Below are 15,427 nucleotides of genomic sequence, written 5' to 3'. Positions count from 1 at the left end.
CTCATTTAAAATTACTTTGACCTAATTCGCTTATTTTTAAAGAAAAAGAAAAGCAAGTTGGGGATTTTTAAAAATTTAATTCTATCTTTGCAGTCCTTGAAATTGAACAAATTGAAATAGAGATATATTATGATCATCGTAAACGTAAAAGAAAACGAAAGCATCGAAAAAGCGTTGAAACGCTTCAAGAAAAAATTTGAGCGCACTGGCGTATTGCGTGAGCTTCGCGCGCGTAACTTCTATTCAAAACCATCTGTTTTGAGCAGACAACAACGTCTTAAAGCTGCTTACAAGCAAAAAATGTACGCTGACGAGAACTATTAATATTCAGTTCTTGCAAGGTATAAAATAGCATTACTTCGGTGATGCTATTTTTTTTGCCCAAAATTTCAGGTTTAATCATTTTTTCCTTTCATGAACGATGATAATGCTTACCTTTCTCAGAAATTAAAATTGATAATGACTAATCTTCCCTTCTGATGATCAAAGATTTTTTAAGGTATATGGCGCTCGAGAAGCGGGTGAGCCAACACACTTTAGTCTCTTACGAGCAAGATTTGTTTCAATTTTCAACTTTTATCGCTGGCCTTCACGATGGCAACCCCGACCTGCTTAAGGTCAGCTATCAGGACATTCGCCAATGGATCATGTCTTTATCTGAGGAAAAGCGTGCCGTAACGACCATCAACAGAAAGGTCGCCTGTTTGAAAAGTTACTATAAATTCTGCCTGAAAAGGGAGTTCATCCGAAGAAGTCCTGCCGAGGATATCAAGTCCCTGAAAAAGCCCAAACAAATCCCTCAATTTATTCCCGAAAAGGAGATCAACCAGTTGTTGGATCAGCTCGGTGCTATTCCCGAGACCTTTCAAGAGATGCGCGACCGCCTGATTATTGAATTGCTTTATGGAACAGGGATGCGGCGGGCAGAAATTATTTCGTTAAAAGTGATTCATTTTGACAAAAAAAATTACACCATCCGTGTAAGCGGTAAAGGTAACAAAATCAGAGTCATACCACTCAATAATACGCTTAGAACGCTTATACCGCAATATTTGGAGCAAAAACAAATTCAGTTTCCTGACAACTTAAATGATTTTTTGATCGTTACTAACAAAGGACAGCAGGCGTATCCGACTTTTATTTATAACACCGTTAAGAAACATTTATCCATTTTTCAAACTTTAAGTAAAAAGAGTCCACACGTGTTGCGTCATACCTTTGCAACTCACCTACTTAATCGCGGCGCAGATCTCAATGCCATCAAAGATTTATTGGGGCATAGCAGTCTCTCCGCTACTCAAGTCTATACTCACAACAGTATAGGAAAATTGAAAGACGTCTTTAATCAGGCTCATCCGAAGGCTGAATAAAGAATAATATTTATAGATCACTTAAATACAATTCGCATATGAAGTTACAAATGCATTCAATCCATTTCACTGCTGATATTAAATTGACAGACTTCATCCAAAAAAAGGTTGAAAAATTAGAAACGTTTTTCGACAAGATAATCGATGGCGAAGTATTTTTACGACTGGCTAACAGCGATGAAAACGAAAATAAAATTGTAGAGATCAAATTAAATTTACCAAAAGCACAGTTGTTTGCGAAATCCTCAGGCACTTCTTTTGAGGCTGCTACTGATGAGGCCACTGAGAGTTTAAGAAGACAAATCAAAAAATATAAAGAAAAACTTACGGACAAACAGTCAAAGCGTGCAGCAGTAATTGCTCAGGCGAATGTTATTGAGCCAGAAGAGTTTGAAGAAGAAGTTGATTGATACACAATCACAGTAAGCGTAAATGAAAAAGCCGACTATTACAGTCGGCTTTTTTGTTTTTATCTGTTTTTAGGATTCAAATCGGCGGGCAACTTCTTCCCAGTTAACCAAATTCCACCACGATGAAATATAGTCTGCACGCATATTCTGATATTTCAGGTAATAGGCATGCTCCCAGACATCGAGATTAAGCAGTGGCGTCCCTTTGATTTCAGCATCTGCCATTAGCGGGTTATCCTGATTGGGCGTAGATCCAATGGCTAATTTTTTATCTGCTGTAATGACAAGCCAGGCCCATCCTGAGCCAAATCGGCCACTTGCTGCCGCTGAAAATTTCGTTTTAAAATCTTCAAAACTCCCAAAATCTTTATTGATTGCTTTTGCCAATGCACCTGTTGGCTTCCCCTCACCTGCAGGGGTCATTCCTTCCCAAAAAAGGGTGTGGTTATAATGGCCACCGCCATTATTACGAATAGCGGTATTGTATTTTGAAATATGCTGAAAAATTGTGTTCAGGTCATCGCTAACCCCTTCTTTTTCAACCGCGGCATTCAGCTTACGAACATAACCTGCGTGATGCTTTCCGTAGTGAATCTCCATCGTTTGTGCATCAATATGAGGCTCAAGAGCTGCAAACTCATAAGGCAAAGCGGCCTGCGTAAAAACAGTAGGTTTCACTTGCTTATTTTCGCTGGTAGCCGAAGATTCCTCTTTCGATTTTTCTTCACAAGCACTCATTGTCCCAATAACTGATAAGCCCGCAGCGGACAAAATTGCCGCTTTGGTCGCGTTTTTAACAAATGCCCGTCGGCTATTCGTCTTTGGTAGGTTTTGCTTTTTGTTCATAGTCTGATTGTTGGATTAATTCAATTTGAAAATTAAATTCTTTTCTTCAAAATATATTCAGCAGATATTCGATATTAGAGGTGCAGATGTATTTGCTGCTGATTTAATAAACCTATGAATAAAGGAAGACGGCTAATTTTTTTACGGGACGTTTTACAGCTTGCGCTCACAGCTTTTGGCGGCCCTCACGCACACATTGCACTGTTCCTTGAGGTGCTGATTGAAAAACGGAAATACCTTACTGAAGAAGAGCTTCTTGAGCTGAATGCCTTGTGCCAGATTCTTCCTGGGCCAACTTCCACTCAAACGATCACGGCGATAGGCTTCAGGCTTGGCGGGGCCTCACTCGCCTACTGGACCCTCCTGATTTGGTGCATCCCTGCAGTTTGCCTAATGATTATTCTGGGGCTGCTGATGATTTACGCTGAGCAATACCATATTTCTCTTGAGTTCACCAAGTACATCGCTCCATTAGCCGTTGCTTTTGTGGCTGCGGCAGGGCTGAAAATTGGTCATAAGGTTATCAAAGATACAGAGGGTGTTTTACTGATGCTCCTTTCTGCTGGCCTGTCCCTTTTAGCGGCAAGTCCATATCTGTTTCCGCTAATTCTGCTTGCTGCAGGGGCTTTTACGAGCTGGAGGCACCACCGAGAACAGGGGGAGTACGAACGCGCTCCTATGCAAATACATTGGGGGAATTTCGTATTATGGATTGGTGTGTTGATTGTCGCGGCATTACTGGGTTACTTTACCCAAAGTACCGTCATTCGGCTATTTGAAAATTTTTATAGAAATGGTAGCCTGATTTTCGGGGGAGGACAAGTCTTGATCCCCCTCTTGTACACCGAGTTTGTTGAGTTTAAGCATTATTTAAGCAGTCAGGAGTTCCTGACAGGCTACACCATGGTTCAGGCAATTCCAGGCCCTGTATTCTCTTTCTGTGCTTATATCGGCACCCTCTCACTGAAAGAAGGGGGGATCATTTTTGCGGTAGTTGGTGGGCTTACAGCAGCTATCGGTATTTTCTTGCCTGGGACTTTCTTGATCTTTTTTGTAATTCGGTTCTGGGAAAGACTCAAACACTTTGCAGTCGTTCGTGCCTCGCTCAAAGGTATTGTAGCAGCAAGTACAGGATTTGTGGCTGCGGCTGCAATACAGCTGGGCACACCTATCGAATGGAGCCTGCCTTTTATAGCGACGGTACTTATTGGTTTTGCATTACTGATGACCAATAAGGTTCCCGCCCCCATCATCGTGGTATTGGCATTGATATTCGGTATTTTCTTAGGGTAGATCTTCCGAAACAAAAGAAAGCTTAGTCCCCTGCTCTGAAACCTCCAAAATAGCTTCCGCTCCGCAAGCAACCGCCCAGTTGTCAGCTTCATGCCCGATGGGTAAGCCTACTGATATCGGAATCGCATATTCACTGACATGCGCTTTAATAATTTCCTCTGCACACTGACCAAATGTGAAACGCCCCTGTTTCATATCGCTGAATTGCCCGATAATCAAACCACTGATTTTTGAGAGCACCCCTGCACGTTTCAGTTGCACCATCATTCGGTCGAGATGGTAAAGTTGCTCATCCAAATCCTCTATAAATAAAATGGCTCCCGTAAAATCTGGGAACGAAGCAGTCCCGATAGAATGAACAATCAGGGACAAGTTACCTCCGATCAAACGTCCGTTTACGACCCCATTGACGTTCGCTTGGTGAGCAGGCGCCTCTAAACACATGAGCTGATCGAAGAGTGCTGTTTTAAGGCTCTTCAGCGCACGTTCCCCGCCTTCGCGCTCGAAGCTATTGGGCATAACGGCATGAAGCGACTGTACGCCCAAACAACACATCTGTAAATGTATCGCCGTGAGGTCAGAAAAACCGATCAGCCACTTTGGGCTTTCCATGAGGCTGGAAAAATCTACCTGATCCAGAATACGGGTCGCGCCATAACCTCCTCGGGCAAAAAAAACTGCCTTGATCTCAGCGCTATTCAATACCGATTGAAAATCCGACAGCCGATTGGTATCCGACCCTGCAAAAACACCCTCCTGATCGAAGCAGTGCCTGCCAATAAGAACCCGCAAGCCCCACTGTTCGAGGATCGCCTGGGCGCGCAGGATGGGCTCAGGCAATACAGGACCTGAGATGGCAACAATGGCGACCTGATCGCCTATTTGAAGTTTTGGAGGAGCAATAAACGCGTTAATCATAAGGGTACAAATAAAAAAAATCCCAACCGAAATGGCTGGGATCTTCAAAATATTTTTTGATATTTTCTGCTTAGTTTTTAGAAGGAGCAGGCGTTGTTGCTGTAACACCCATATCTTTCAATACCAAGTTAGAGATGTTGTCCTCATCACGAGCATACAACAATACAGGGAAACCTGCAGCATCAGAAGTAAACACGTGAGTGTAACCGTTTGCTTTTGCTACTTTGTCAATCGCGTTTTGGATTTTCTTGTAAGTAGGCGCTAACAACTCTTGTTGTTTCTTTTGCAAAGATCCTTGTGCTGTTTGTTGGAACTGCTGGATTTGCTGTTGCATTTGCTGAAGTTCCTGTTGCTTGTCGTTGCGTACTTCAGGAAGCATCGTTTCTGCTTTAGCGTTGAAATCTTTGTATTTAGTTTCAAACTCAGACATTTTCGCTTTTAGCTGATTGCCCAACTGAGTTTCATACTCTTTAAGTTGCTTTTCGATTTGCTTAGCTTCTGGCAACTGACTCAAGATATAGTCAACGTTAGTATATCCAATTTTAATCGGAGCGCTCTGTGCGCTTGCTGAATTCAGTCCGAAAAACACCAACACTAAGGCCAGCGCAGTAATAAAGCTTCTCTTTTTCATAATTATCCCAAAAATTAAATTTAATGCAAACTAATAAAGATTACGGGTTATTAAAACAGCATTACTGTTAAATCACCGCTATTTAACACTATTTAACAGTGTCATTTGGATCACCTAACCCCAACTCTTCCAACACATAATCAGTGTAATCGTGGATAGGATCCGTGTAAATCATCACTAAAGAACCCGACTTATCGAAAATCACCTGAAGGCGTTTTTCTTTGGCTACTTTTGAAACCGCCTCGAACACTTTATCCTGCACAGGCTTGATGAGTTCTTTCTTTTTCAGGAAAAACATCCCCTCAAAGCCAAATACCTTTTTATGGTATGCTTTCACTTCTTCTTCTTTATGCTGAATCTCCTTCATCCGCTCTTCGCGCATGGCCTTGGTGAGCAGTACATCTTCGGCCTGCAGTTCATCATACATCCCCTGAATTTCCTTATAGCTTTCTTCAATTTCAGATTGCCAGGTTTCAGAGAGTTTATTGATTTCCTTTTGCGCCTCCTGATACTCGGGCATTTTTTTCAAAATGAACTCCGTATCAACATAGCCAAACTTTTGAGCCATGACCGAAGGGGTCAGCATCAGAATAAAAAAACAGGAAAAGAGGAAGAGTTTAATTTTCATATCCTAAAAAAAATGGATTTACACTTGACCGACTAATTTACTTGTCCTAATCGAATTATCATTTAAAAAGCAGGAATATTTTTTATCCCTGTCACGAGATATGGCGCCATCACTCAAAAAAAAATCATGTACAATGCTTTTCGTCGCATCGTACATGATTTAATATTTTATAAGCGATATCCGTTTTATCGGATTTGCTGACCAATAGTAAAGTGGAACTGAGAACCTGAAGGGCCTCCGTTCGGGTTGGTAGGCGTGGTATCAAATCCATAACCCCAGTCAATACCGATCAAACCAAAGGCAGGCATGAAAATACGTGCACCTACACCAGCAGAACGTTTCACGTTGAATGGATCAAAGTTATCCAGTTCGTTAAAGTTGTTACCTGCTTCAGCAAAAGTGTGTACATAAATGGTTGCCGATGGATTCAGCGATAATGGATATCTAAGCTCAGCGGCATATTTCACGAAAGTGGTACCCCCCTGAATTTGTTCGTCTGAGTTAAATGGAATCAATGATCTGTCCTGATAACCTCTCAAAGATACGATATCTGTACCCAGCATGAAGTTACCTCCAGAAAGACCCGATCCACCCATTTCAAAACGCTCAAATGGACCTACACCTACACGGTCTGAATAAGACCCCATATGTCCGAAGTGTGCTTTGGTTTCCAATACAAGGTCACCCCAAACAGTCACATAGTTTTTCAGGTCAATGTTAATTTTGTAGAACTCTACAAACTTATACTTTTCAGCACGGCCTTCTTCTGTATCACTCAATCCATCGTAATCCTTGTTATTGAATAAAGAGTACGGTGGTGTCATTGCAAGGCGGGCGGTCAGTAATGAACCCGTACGAGGATACATTGGATTATCGACCGAGCTACGCGACAGGGTAGAGATAAACGACAGGTTGGTAGAAGTACCTGTATTGAAACCTAAGCGAGAGTAGTCATAGTTGTCCATCTCATAGGTTTGAACACTCAAGGCATTCGACCAGGTGAAGTAATCATCAGGCCACGTTAAGCGACGTCCCAAGCCAATCGATCCACCCCACATTTTCAAATAACCAATCTGATTTTTGAAAGAGAAGTCGTTGAATGGGAAGATACGCTGAATAGAGTGATTGAAAGAAACGTTCAATGAGTTCGGCTTTCTACCTCCCAACCAAGGCTCGGTGAAACCAATCGAATAAGACTGATACTGCACACCATTGGCCTGAATGTTCAGGGATAATTTCTGACCATCACCTGATGGCAACGGACGGTAAGTTGACTTATCAAAGATGTTCTTTACAGAGAAGTTATTGAAGGTTAAGCCGACAGTACCGACGAAACCAAAGGCACCACCCCAACCACCAGAAAGGGAAATCTGATCCGAAGGACGTTCTGTTACTCCCCAGTCGATATCTACGGTTTCATCCGCAAAATTTGGCTTAGGAGTAGGGGAGATGGTCTCGGCATCGAAATAACCCAGCTGCGAAAGTTCACGCTGTGTACGGATGATCATCTCACGCGAGAATTTATCTCCAGGAATGGTTCTCAGTTCACGGTAAACCACGTGGTCATTCGTTCTGTCGTTACCAATAACTTTTACTTTGTTAATGGTAAACTGCGCACCTTCTTTAATACGCATCTCCACATCAATAGAGTCACCCTCTACACGAACTTCAACAGGAACACACTGGAAGGCCAAATAACCAAAATCCATGTACTGTCCGTTAATATCTTTACCGTTTGGATTAAAGGTCAGTTTCTTCTGAATCAAGTCCATATCATAGATATCCCCTTTTTTCACACCGAGGATACCGTTCATGACTTTATCAGAGTAAACATAGTTACCTACCCAATCAATATTTCTGAAATAATACTTTTGCCCTTCTTCAATATGTAAATCCACATTGATGCGGTTTTTTCCTGATGCATATACAGAGTCTTCAAGAACCTGCGCATCGCGGAATCCCTTGGCGTTATAGTAATCCACCACCTTTTTCAAGTCTTCGTTATAATCCTTTCGGATAAACTTGGTGGTTTTGAAGAAGTTCATCTTCACATTATCATTCAAATATTTCTTTATACTCGCCACACCCGACGTATCTTTGTGTGTAAGCCAATATTTAAGATTTTTTGGGCGCAGCACATGCACAAGGTCTGTCGCCAACTGGTTTGGCAAATGGAAACGAAGATTCTCATTGGTCTTCTTCATTTTCCCTTTAACAGTTTGTGCAGAGATTTCATCAGCGCCATAAACGTTGATCTGGTCTATGCGCACTTTACTCTTTCTGTCCACCAAAAATTTCAGACGAACACCACTGGTAACCAGTGTGTCTTCAATCTGCTTGGTTTTCACATTTACATTCAGGTAACCCTTGTCAATGTAAAAATCACGGATGGAAAGCTCCGCATTTTTGATGATCGCATCCGTCAATACACGGCCACGAATCAGTTTAATTTTATCGCCAAGTTCTTTGGCCTGGCTCTTGCCAATACCATCAAACTCGAAGCGTGTCAAACGTGGGCGCTCCTTAAGCTGGAGTGTCAGATACGCTTGTCCGTCTTCTAATTTATTCACCAGAATAGATACATCACCAATAATTCCGTGTTTCCATAACTTACGGATGGCATTACTGATATCATCACCTGGTATGCGTACTTTATCGCCTACTTTCAGGCCCGTAAGGGAAAGCAAGGCAGATTTGTTCAGGGTTTCAATGCCCTTCACATCAATTTCGGCAATTTCGTACTCTTTAGGGTTTCCGTAGTCGAGCTTAATGGAGTTGTCCAATCTTCGCCCCACCCCCATTCTAAATTGGGCATGTGCCTCTTGGATAAGCGTCAGCGCGAAGCATAGGATGGTGGCAAATCGGATTATTCTATGCAATTTCATGAGTTTTGGGCTTGAAGCTGTTCACTAATTTTTCCAAATCTTCTTTCTCGTTGTTGATACGCAATGATCGCTTCAAACAAATGTTTTCTTCTGAAGTCAGGCCAGAGGGTATCAGTAATATGTAGTTCAGTATAGGCAATTTGCCAAAGGAGAAAGTTGCTGATGCGCTGTTCTCCGCTGGTTCTAATCAATAATTCGGGGTCTGGCAGGGCTGCGGTATAAAGGTTCGCGCCGATAAATTCTTCGGTGATCTGCTCACTTTTAATCAAGCCTTTTTCAATACCCTGCGCAATTTTTTTCATGGCTTGACAGAGCTCTTCCCTTCCGCTGTAGCTCAAGGCTAAATTAAGCGTCAGGCCAGTATTATTCTTGGTCTGGTCAATCGCTTCCTGCATCTCTTTCTGGCAGTTTTTTGGCAATGCCGAGAAATCACCAATCGTACAGATCCGTACGTTATTTTTGTGCAAGTCTGGGGTTTCTTTTCTGATGGTTGTCACCAGGAGTTGCATTAGAGCATCCACCTCCAGTTTTGGGCGATTCCAGTTTTCAGTAGAAAAAGTATATAACGTTAGGTGTTGTACCCCAATATCGATACAACCCTCAACGGTATCACGTACCGCTTTTAAAGCATTTCGGTGGCCGAAGATTCTTGCGGCCCCTTGTTTTTTTGCCCAACGACCATTTCCGTCCATAATTACGGCGATGTGTTGAGGTATATTATTTGGATTAATATGTTCCTTCATGCGAATTAACCATTCTCTATCTCGATAGCCTGTAAAGTTGCTTTAAATTTTTAAGAATAAAAAAGTTTGGCATTCCTTTAATAAAAATCATGAGGACAAGGCACACTAAAAAAACCATAACTAAAGGAAATTCCGAAATAATAGTAAACATCTGCCTTGGTATCATGCGGATAGTAGTAATCTCTTTGTGGGTTGAGCTGCGGGCTCGGAACAGGCTTATTCACCTGTTGAATATCCTCTGAAAGCATGTCCATACGATCCGTAAAAGTAAGCCTTGCCCCAAATTCGAGGTTCATTGTCCAATAAGTATTTAAGGCATATTTAAAACCAAAGCCCAGGGGAATCACCAATGGGAAAGGCGTATACGATTGGTCATAAACGGTCCCATCGGACTCTGTAGCCCGAAACCCAAGAGTATTGAAGTTGTATTTCGTGCTGGGAAAAGGTGCTGGTGGAGCAATCTCTGCCGTTCCCTGATAGTAATTCAGTGCGGCCCCCATAAACAGGTAAGGCGTCCAGGGGAAGCCCGATTTACCACTGCGGAAATCCATAAAATTATATTCAAGGAGTGCACCCAGTTCAGCATTGACCGCTGAAAAAGAGGCGTTTCTTTGCACGGCAAAATCATCTCTTTGGGTGCGGCTGTCTGCCCCCTGAATTCCACCCACGAGTAACTCATAACGCAGGCTGAAGCCAAAGGGGTAATTTTTACGATAGGTAACCATCGCTGCAGGCAGTGTTTCCCTGAAAGAAAAGTTAGGGTTGATATCTCCTGAAAGGGTCATACCGCCAATACCAAAGCCCAGTTCACGAAACTGTGCATTTGCACCTATCGAAAAACAGGAAAGTAAGGGCAGCAATAGCAGGAGCCTAAGCAAGTGTTTTTTTATAATAATTTGGGGCACCATTATTTGTTCAATGCTAAATCAGTTAATTGCACAGGGCAAAAAGGGAGAAATAATTTACAGCGTAGTGATTTATTGAATAGGCATTGAGTATTTATATTGAAAGGATTTCCTAAGATACAAATATTCTTTAATTTCTAAGGTCCATGCCCCAATTTAGCTTATGCCTCAGTGTATCATAAAAGCTATAATCTGGCATATGAATCAGGTGGGCATCAAATTTTTCCTTTTGTAGGATAATTTCAGTTTGGTATGGGATACTTTGCGATCTGGAATCCAGGGAAATCAAGACATTTCTCGAGCGGCTTTCAATCTCCAATTTCACAATAGAGCTATCAGGTACAATCATCGGGCGCACATTAAGGTGGTGCGGACTCACAGGTGTGATGATGAAATTCCCCGTGCCTGGGTGCATCAACGGGCCACCACAACTCATTGAATAACCTGTAGAGCCTGTTGGGGTCGAGACAATCAGCCCATCGGCCCAGTAGCTGTTCACGTATTCATTGTCGATAAACGCCCTGACGGTGATCATGGAGGAGCTGTCCTTCTTGGTAACCGTAAACTCATTCAATGCAAAATTCTGTCGGTTAAAGAAACCTTCCTTAGTTTGAAGGGAGATCAGACTTCGACGGTCAATTTTATATTCGCCTTCTTGAACACGACGAAAAGTTTCCGCAAACTTCTGAATAGGAATTGTTGCCAAAAAACCCAGACGTCCAGTGTTAATTCCCAAAATTGGCGTCTCCCTGTTCCCGATATAGGTTAGGGTGTCAAGCAAGGTACCATCACCGCCAAGCGTAATCACCACATCCACTTCTGGCAGATGCCCTCTGCTGAAAGTCCCTGAAGCAGGCAACTGAATTTGGCGGTAACTCAACACCTTAGCATAACGGTCAGTAAGAAATATTTTACTGCTGTAACGAATAACCAGATCAAAGATCGATTTCATTACAGGACTGCTTTGTTCAGAGAAATTTTTACCGTGTAAGGCGACGCGCATACTATCTTTTTTGAAAAAATTGAACACAAACTTCCGACGAAAGCCTTCACTCACTCGGAATTGTGGACAATTTAAGGACAGATTACCTAAATATTGAGATATTTCATCAAAATATCGAAACGCTCCTGCTCATTGGAGATGTTTGTGGTTTCTTCAAAACGGGCTTCGATCTGATAATTAAAGCGCTCGAGCGTTGCAATCACCCGCGTGATTTCCTGAGAATTCAGCTTGATGGTCAGGTGTAAGTTACTCGGATCGTCGGGATCATCATATACATAAGTGCTGAGAATCTTCACGTGGTTTTCCTCAATCAGCCTGGTGATTTCAGCAAGGGAGTAATCTATCTGGCGCATCGACAGGATGATAATCCCTCCAGGGCTACGGATTGCCGAAAGCTGAGACAATGCTTTGATGGTGTCGTTGAGCGTAATAATGCCCTGAAAGTGCCCTTTTTCATTCACTACACTTACAATATCAACATTATAGTCGGTCGAGAGCTTGATCACATCCAGCAGGTGCTGTTCTTTTTGAACGTAGCAATTTTCCGCCAGCAGGTCATAATCCCCGACCAGGGCTTCAATATTATTGTTTTCCAGAATCAGTTCTTCAGAGATCATTCCCTTAAAGATTCGCTTGTCAACAACAGGCAATTGATTCATTCGCAATTCCTCCATCCACAATAATGCCTTCTGAGAGTTGTCAGAGGATTTTAACGGTGGAATAGAATGATTTATAAGAGATTCAGCGATCATATCTTAATTTTAACTCAGAAATCGGTTATCTAAAAGTATTGATTCAACACGGAAATCCAAGTCCAAATCAATAGTTAAAGTGCGGGATTGGTTCCCCAACATAAACTTATCGGGCAGAAAACAGTCCTGCAAAAGCTCAAGCACATTATAACAAGTAATTGTGACCAATAAAAGTTTGTTGTTCATGGCGAAGCCTGCTCATTTACTTCAAACGATACTCACAAACTGAAGGATGCTCCGCCACGGCACACATTACTTTAATATAGTGATATTTTATTGGCTTTCGGAAACTTCTCCACCGATTCGTCGAGGATAATTTTCATCGCCAAAAATAAATATCAGCCAAGCTTTAAATTCGATGCTCATTTTCATCCTGCAAAATCCCGAGTTCTTCCATTTTCAGAATACGGAAGCACCTTCTCTAAATAGTGGGGCATATGCTATAATTGATGATGATTGGAGAGGTCGGAGGAGTCAAAGAGGAAAATAACAGGCAGCTACTGAGGGGAAAATACTTCCCCTTTCACACCGCTGACCACCAATCCTATTTTAAAATACTTTGGACTGAACGCCCATCATGCTAAGGGCGGTAACCTATACTTTGCACCCAATTTTCAAGCATTTGGAGTCCTTCGGCTGTGCAAATTGCTTCAGGGTGAAATTGCAGCCCATAGATCGGCAAATGCTGATGCTGCATGGCCATCACCAGGCCATCATCAGTATATGCGGTGGCTTTCAGGTTTTCAGGCATTTGCGAAAGGATCAGGGAGTGGTAGCGCGTTACCTTGACTTTTTTTGGCAACTTTAGAAATGGAACGGAAGTGTTGTCAAGGGAAATTTCGCTGATTTTCCCATGCATAGGTGTAGGCGCCAGTGCCAAAGGGGCACCGAAATACATCCCCAGGGCCTGATGCCCCAGACAGATGCCAAGCATGGGCAGTTTGTCGTGAAAGTGTTCTATATATTGCATGAGTCGGCCAGCCTCCTGCGGACGACCAGGCCCTGGAGAAAGCACTACCCCACGGATACCTTCAGGCAATTCCTCGATAGGGCAGTGATTTCTGACCACCTTACAGTTTACCCCCAATTGCTGAAAATAATCCACCAGGTTGTAAGTGAAGGAGTCGTAATTATCTATCAGTAAAATCAATCTAAACCATTTTTTTTATGTCAGGAACTTTAAAGTCGATCGCAGGGACCACTTTAGCTACTTCCTTTACTGCTTTCTCGAAATAAGGAAATGACACACTGTCTTTGGAAAGTCGCTCTGCCATTTCGGGTGCAATTTTGGTCATTCCGAAAACAAGCACCGTTACAAAAGCGGCATTTTTCAGTACACCAAGTATGCCTCCAGCAAAGGTATCCAGGCTTCCGAGCAGGGTCATGTTTACAAACTTTTTGAGCAAGGTACCTATCAGGTGCACGCCTACTACAAAAGCGATAAACAGCAAAATAAATACCAAATAAGGGGTTAGATGCGGGTCAGTATTGATGAGGGGCGACAAAATTTTCGTGGCAGGTTCCTGAAATTTCACGGCACCCCATAACGCTATAAAAAGGCTGAAGGTCGTTACAATACTGACGATCAGCCCTTTTTTAAATCCATTATAAGCGCCATAGCCAATGAGCAGTATGACGCAAATATCAAATATTGCCAAAGCTTCAGCTTATTTGTTCAACAATGATTTGACAACCGTGGAAATCGACTTCCCGTCAGCCTGTCCTGCCAAAGCTTTTGAGGCTGCACCCATCACTTTACCCATATCTTTAGGGCCTTCAGCGCCTACCTGAGCAATAATTTCAGCAATTTTCGCCTGTAATTCTTCTTCGCCCATTTGTGCAGGCAAATACTTCTCAATCACAGCCACTTCTACCAATTCAACTTCCGCCAAATCCTCGCGTCCTTGCTCTTTATAAACCTGCGCAGATTCCTTACGCTGCTTCACCGCTTTCTGAAGCATTTTAATTTCCTGCTCCTCGGTCAGTTCCGAAGTGCTGCCATCAGCAGTTTCAGCCAGCAAAATCATGGATTTAATCGCTCTCAAGGCACGTAAATCATCTTTTTGCTTTGCTTTCATTGCTGTTTTGATGTCGTCGTTGATCTTTAGCTTTAGGCTCATAATTTCAATATTTTTATGTGATTAATACAATCTGAAGTCCTTCAGGGGGGAATTCCCTTTTTTGACTTTACAATTTTAGAATAAACTATACTTAAAAGTAGTAAATTGCCGCAAATTAAATAATTAAGCCAAGGATATGACTAAGCTTAGCGTAAATATCAATAAAATCGCCACCCTTCGCAATTCCCGTGGGGCGGATAATCCCAATGTAGTCAAAACTGCTTTGGATGCAGAAAGATTCGGTGCGGAAGGCATCACGGTCCACCCACGACCAGACGAACGCCATATCACCTATCAAGATGTATTGGACCTGAACGAGGTGGTGACCACTGAATTTAATATTGAAGGCTACCCTGACGCCCGTTTCATGGAAATCATTCACCGTGTAAAACCTGCACAGGCCACCTTGGTACCCGATCCACCGACTGCCATCACTTCGAATGCAGGATGGGACACCCTCACTCATCAGGATTTTCTCAAAGAAATTTGCGCTGAGATCAAAGCCGCAGGTGTCAGGGTTTCTATTTTTGTTGATCCAGACCCTAAAATGGTCGAAGGTGCCAAAGCTTGTGGAGCAGACCGCATTGAGCTGTACACCGAACCTTATGCGGCCAACTATCAGGCCGATCGCGACAAGGCCGTTGCTGATTACGTTCAGGCGGCAGAAAAAGCAGTAGCCCTGGGGCTTGGTATAAATGCTGGGCACGACCTTGATGCTGAAAACCTGAAATTTTTGAAAGAAAAGCTTCCACAGCTTGATGAAGTCTCTATTGGCCACGCGCTAATCTGCGATGCCCTTTACCAGGGACTGGAAAATACCATCCAAATTTACCTGAGACAACTTAAATAAGGTCTTTACTTATCGTGATCGGTGATGTACAAGGAGCCAAAGCGGACAATCAATGGCTGACGAAATCACTGAT

The 15,427-nt window shown here is 42.7% G+C and carries 16 protein-coding genes and 1 pseudogene; 5 read left to right on the top strand and 12 right to left on the bottom strand.

The genetic code is table 11. The features are described from left to right. The first annotated feature begins 129 nt into the window (after nt 1-129). The 3 genes and pseudogenes from rpsU to hpf form a co-directional block, all read left to right on the top strand. A complete protein-coding gene (gene rpsU / locus AABK40_RS01530) occupies nt 130-324 on the top strand; it encodes a 30S ribosomal protein S21 (RefSeq protein ID WP_332919767.1) in 195 nt (64 codons plus the stop codon). Between the two features lie 155 nt (nt 325-479). Next, on the top strand, nt 480-1,370 hold the full coding sequence (locus AABK40_RS01525) for a tyrosine-type recombinase/integrase (protein ID WP_338397460.1): 891 nt from the start codon (nt 480-482) through the stop codon (nt 1,368-1,370). A 38-nt stretch (nt 1,371-1,408) separates the two neighbouring features. Then, nucleotides 1,409-1,705 (top strand): annotated as a pseudogene (gene hpf, locus AABK40_RS01520) (ribosome hibernation-promoting factor, HPF/YfiA family); the annotation flags it as partial. 144 nt (nt 1,706-1,849) lie between these two features. Here the strand turns inward: hpf and AABK40_RS01515 are convergent. Continuing rightward, a complete protein-coding gene (locus AABK40_RS01515; RefSeq protein ID WP_338397459.1) occupies nt 1,850-2,626 on the bottom strand; it encodes a superoxide dismutase in 777 nt (258 codons plus the stop codon). Nucleotides 2,627-2,740: 114 nt separating this feature from the next. On the opposite strand from AABK40_RS01515, the gene chrA reads away from it, so the two are divergent. Further along, entirely contained in the window at nt 2,741-3,919 is a 1,179-nt protein-coding gene (gene chrA, locus AABK40_RS01510) for a chromate efflux transporter (protein ID WP_338397458.1), read from the top strand. Here the strand turns inward: chrA and AABK40_RS01505 are convergent. The 11 genes from AABK40_RS01505 to AABK40_RS01455 all read right to left on the bottom strand — a co-directional run bounded on the left by AABK40_RS01505 (nt 3,911) and on the right by AABK40_RS01455 (nt 14,504). Beyond that, nucleotides 3,911-4,837 (bottom strand): S66 peptidase family protein, encoded by a 927-nt coding sequence (locus AABK40_RS01505; RefSeq protein WP_338397457.1) that lies wholly within the window; start codon nt 4,835-4,837, stop codon nt 3,911-3,913. The two genes, chrA and AABK40_RS01505, sit on opposite strands and share 9 nt — an antisense overlap. Before the next feature lie 70 nt (nt 4,838-4,907). Beyond that, entirely contained in the window at nt 4,908-5,468 is a 561-nt protein-coding gene (locus AABK40_RS01500) for an OmpH/Skp family outer membrane protein (RefSeq protein ID WP_332919773.1), read from the bottom strand. An 88-nt stretch (nt 5,469-5,556) separates the two neighbouring features. Next, entirely contained in the window at nt 5,557-6,096 is a 540-nt protein-coding gene (locus AABK40_RS01495; RefSeq protein WP_338397456.1) for an OmpH/Skp family outer membrane protein, read from the bottom strand. A gap of 185 nt (nt 6,097-6,281) precedes the next feature. After that, entirely contained in the window at nt 6,282-8,981 is a 2,700-nt protein-coding gene (locus AABK40_RS01490) for a BamA/OMP85 family outer membrane protein (protein ID WP_332919775.1), read from the bottom strand. Further along, nucleotides 8,978-9,724, bottom strand: coding sequence for an isoprenyl transferase (locus tag AABK40_RS01485; protein WP_332919776.1), 747 nt, complete (start codon nt 9,722-9,724; stop codon nt 8,978-8,980). Before AABK40_RS01485 ends, AABK40_RS01490 begins: the two co-directional genes overlap by 4 nt. Before the next feature lie 77 nt (nt 9,725-9,801). Next, nucleotides 9,802-10,602: a type IX secretion system protein PorG gene (gene porG / locus AABK40_RS01480; protein ID WP_338397455.1), complete on the bottom strand. Its 801-nt coding sequence runs from the start codon at nt 10,600-10,602 to the stop codon at nt 9,802-9,804. Nucleotides 10,603-10,759: 157 nt separating this feature from the next. Further along, nucleotides 10,760-11,632 (bottom strand): NAD kinase, encoded by an 873-nt coding sequence (locus AABK40_RS01475; protein ID WP_338397454.1) that lies wholly within the window; start codon nt 11,630-11,632, stop codon nt 10,760-10,762. A gap of 86 nt (nt 11,633-11,718) precedes the next feature. Then, nucleotides 11,719-12,384 (bottom strand): CBS domain-containing protein, encoded by a 666-nt coding sequence (locus AABK40_RS01470; RefSeq protein WP_332919779.1) that lies wholly within the window; start codon nt 12,382-12,384, stop codon nt 11,719-11,721. A gap of 580 nt (nt 12,385-12,964) precedes the next feature. Beyond that, on the bottom strand, nt 12,965-13,534 hold the full coding sequence (locus AABK40_RS01465) for an anthranilate synthase component II (RefSeq protein WP_338397453.1): 570 nt from the start codon (nt 13,532-13,534) through the stop codon (nt 12,965-12,967). A gap of 1 nt (nt 13,535) precedes the next feature. Then, complete coding sequence (locus tag AABK40_RS01460) at nt 13,536-14,042, bottom strand: CvpA family protein (protein WP_332919781.1); 507 nt, start codon at nt 14,040-14,042, stop codon at nt 13,536-13,538. Nucleotides 14,043-14,051: 9 nt separating this feature from the next. Next, the gene (locus AABK40_RS01455) at nt 14,052-14,504 is read right to left on the bottom strand and encodes a GatB/YqeY domain-containing protein (RefSeq protein ID WP_332919782.1); all 453 of its coding nucleotides are present in this window, start codon (nt 14,502-14,504) and stop codon (nt 14,052-14,054) included. A gap of 136 nt (nt 14,505-14,640) precedes the next feature. Between AABK40_RS01455 and AABK40_RS01450 the strand changes: the two genes are divergently transcribed. Beyond that, a complete protein-coding gene (locus tag AABK40_RS01450) occupies nt 14,641-15,354 on the top strand; it encodes a pyridoxine 5'-phosphate synthase (RefSeq protein WP_332919783.1) in 714 nt (237 codons plus the stop codon). The last annotated feature ends 73 nt before the right edge of the window (nt 15,355-15,427 follow it).

This window comes from Persicobacter psychrovividus, assembly GCF_036492425.1.
Classification (GTDB): domain Bacteria; phylum Bacteroidota; class Bacteroidia; order Cytophagales; family Cyclobacteriaceae; genus Persicobacter; species Persicobacter psychrovividus.
The sequence above is the reverse complement of the archived record's forward strand: the minus strand, read 5'-3'. Positions and strand labels throughout refer to the sequence as shown.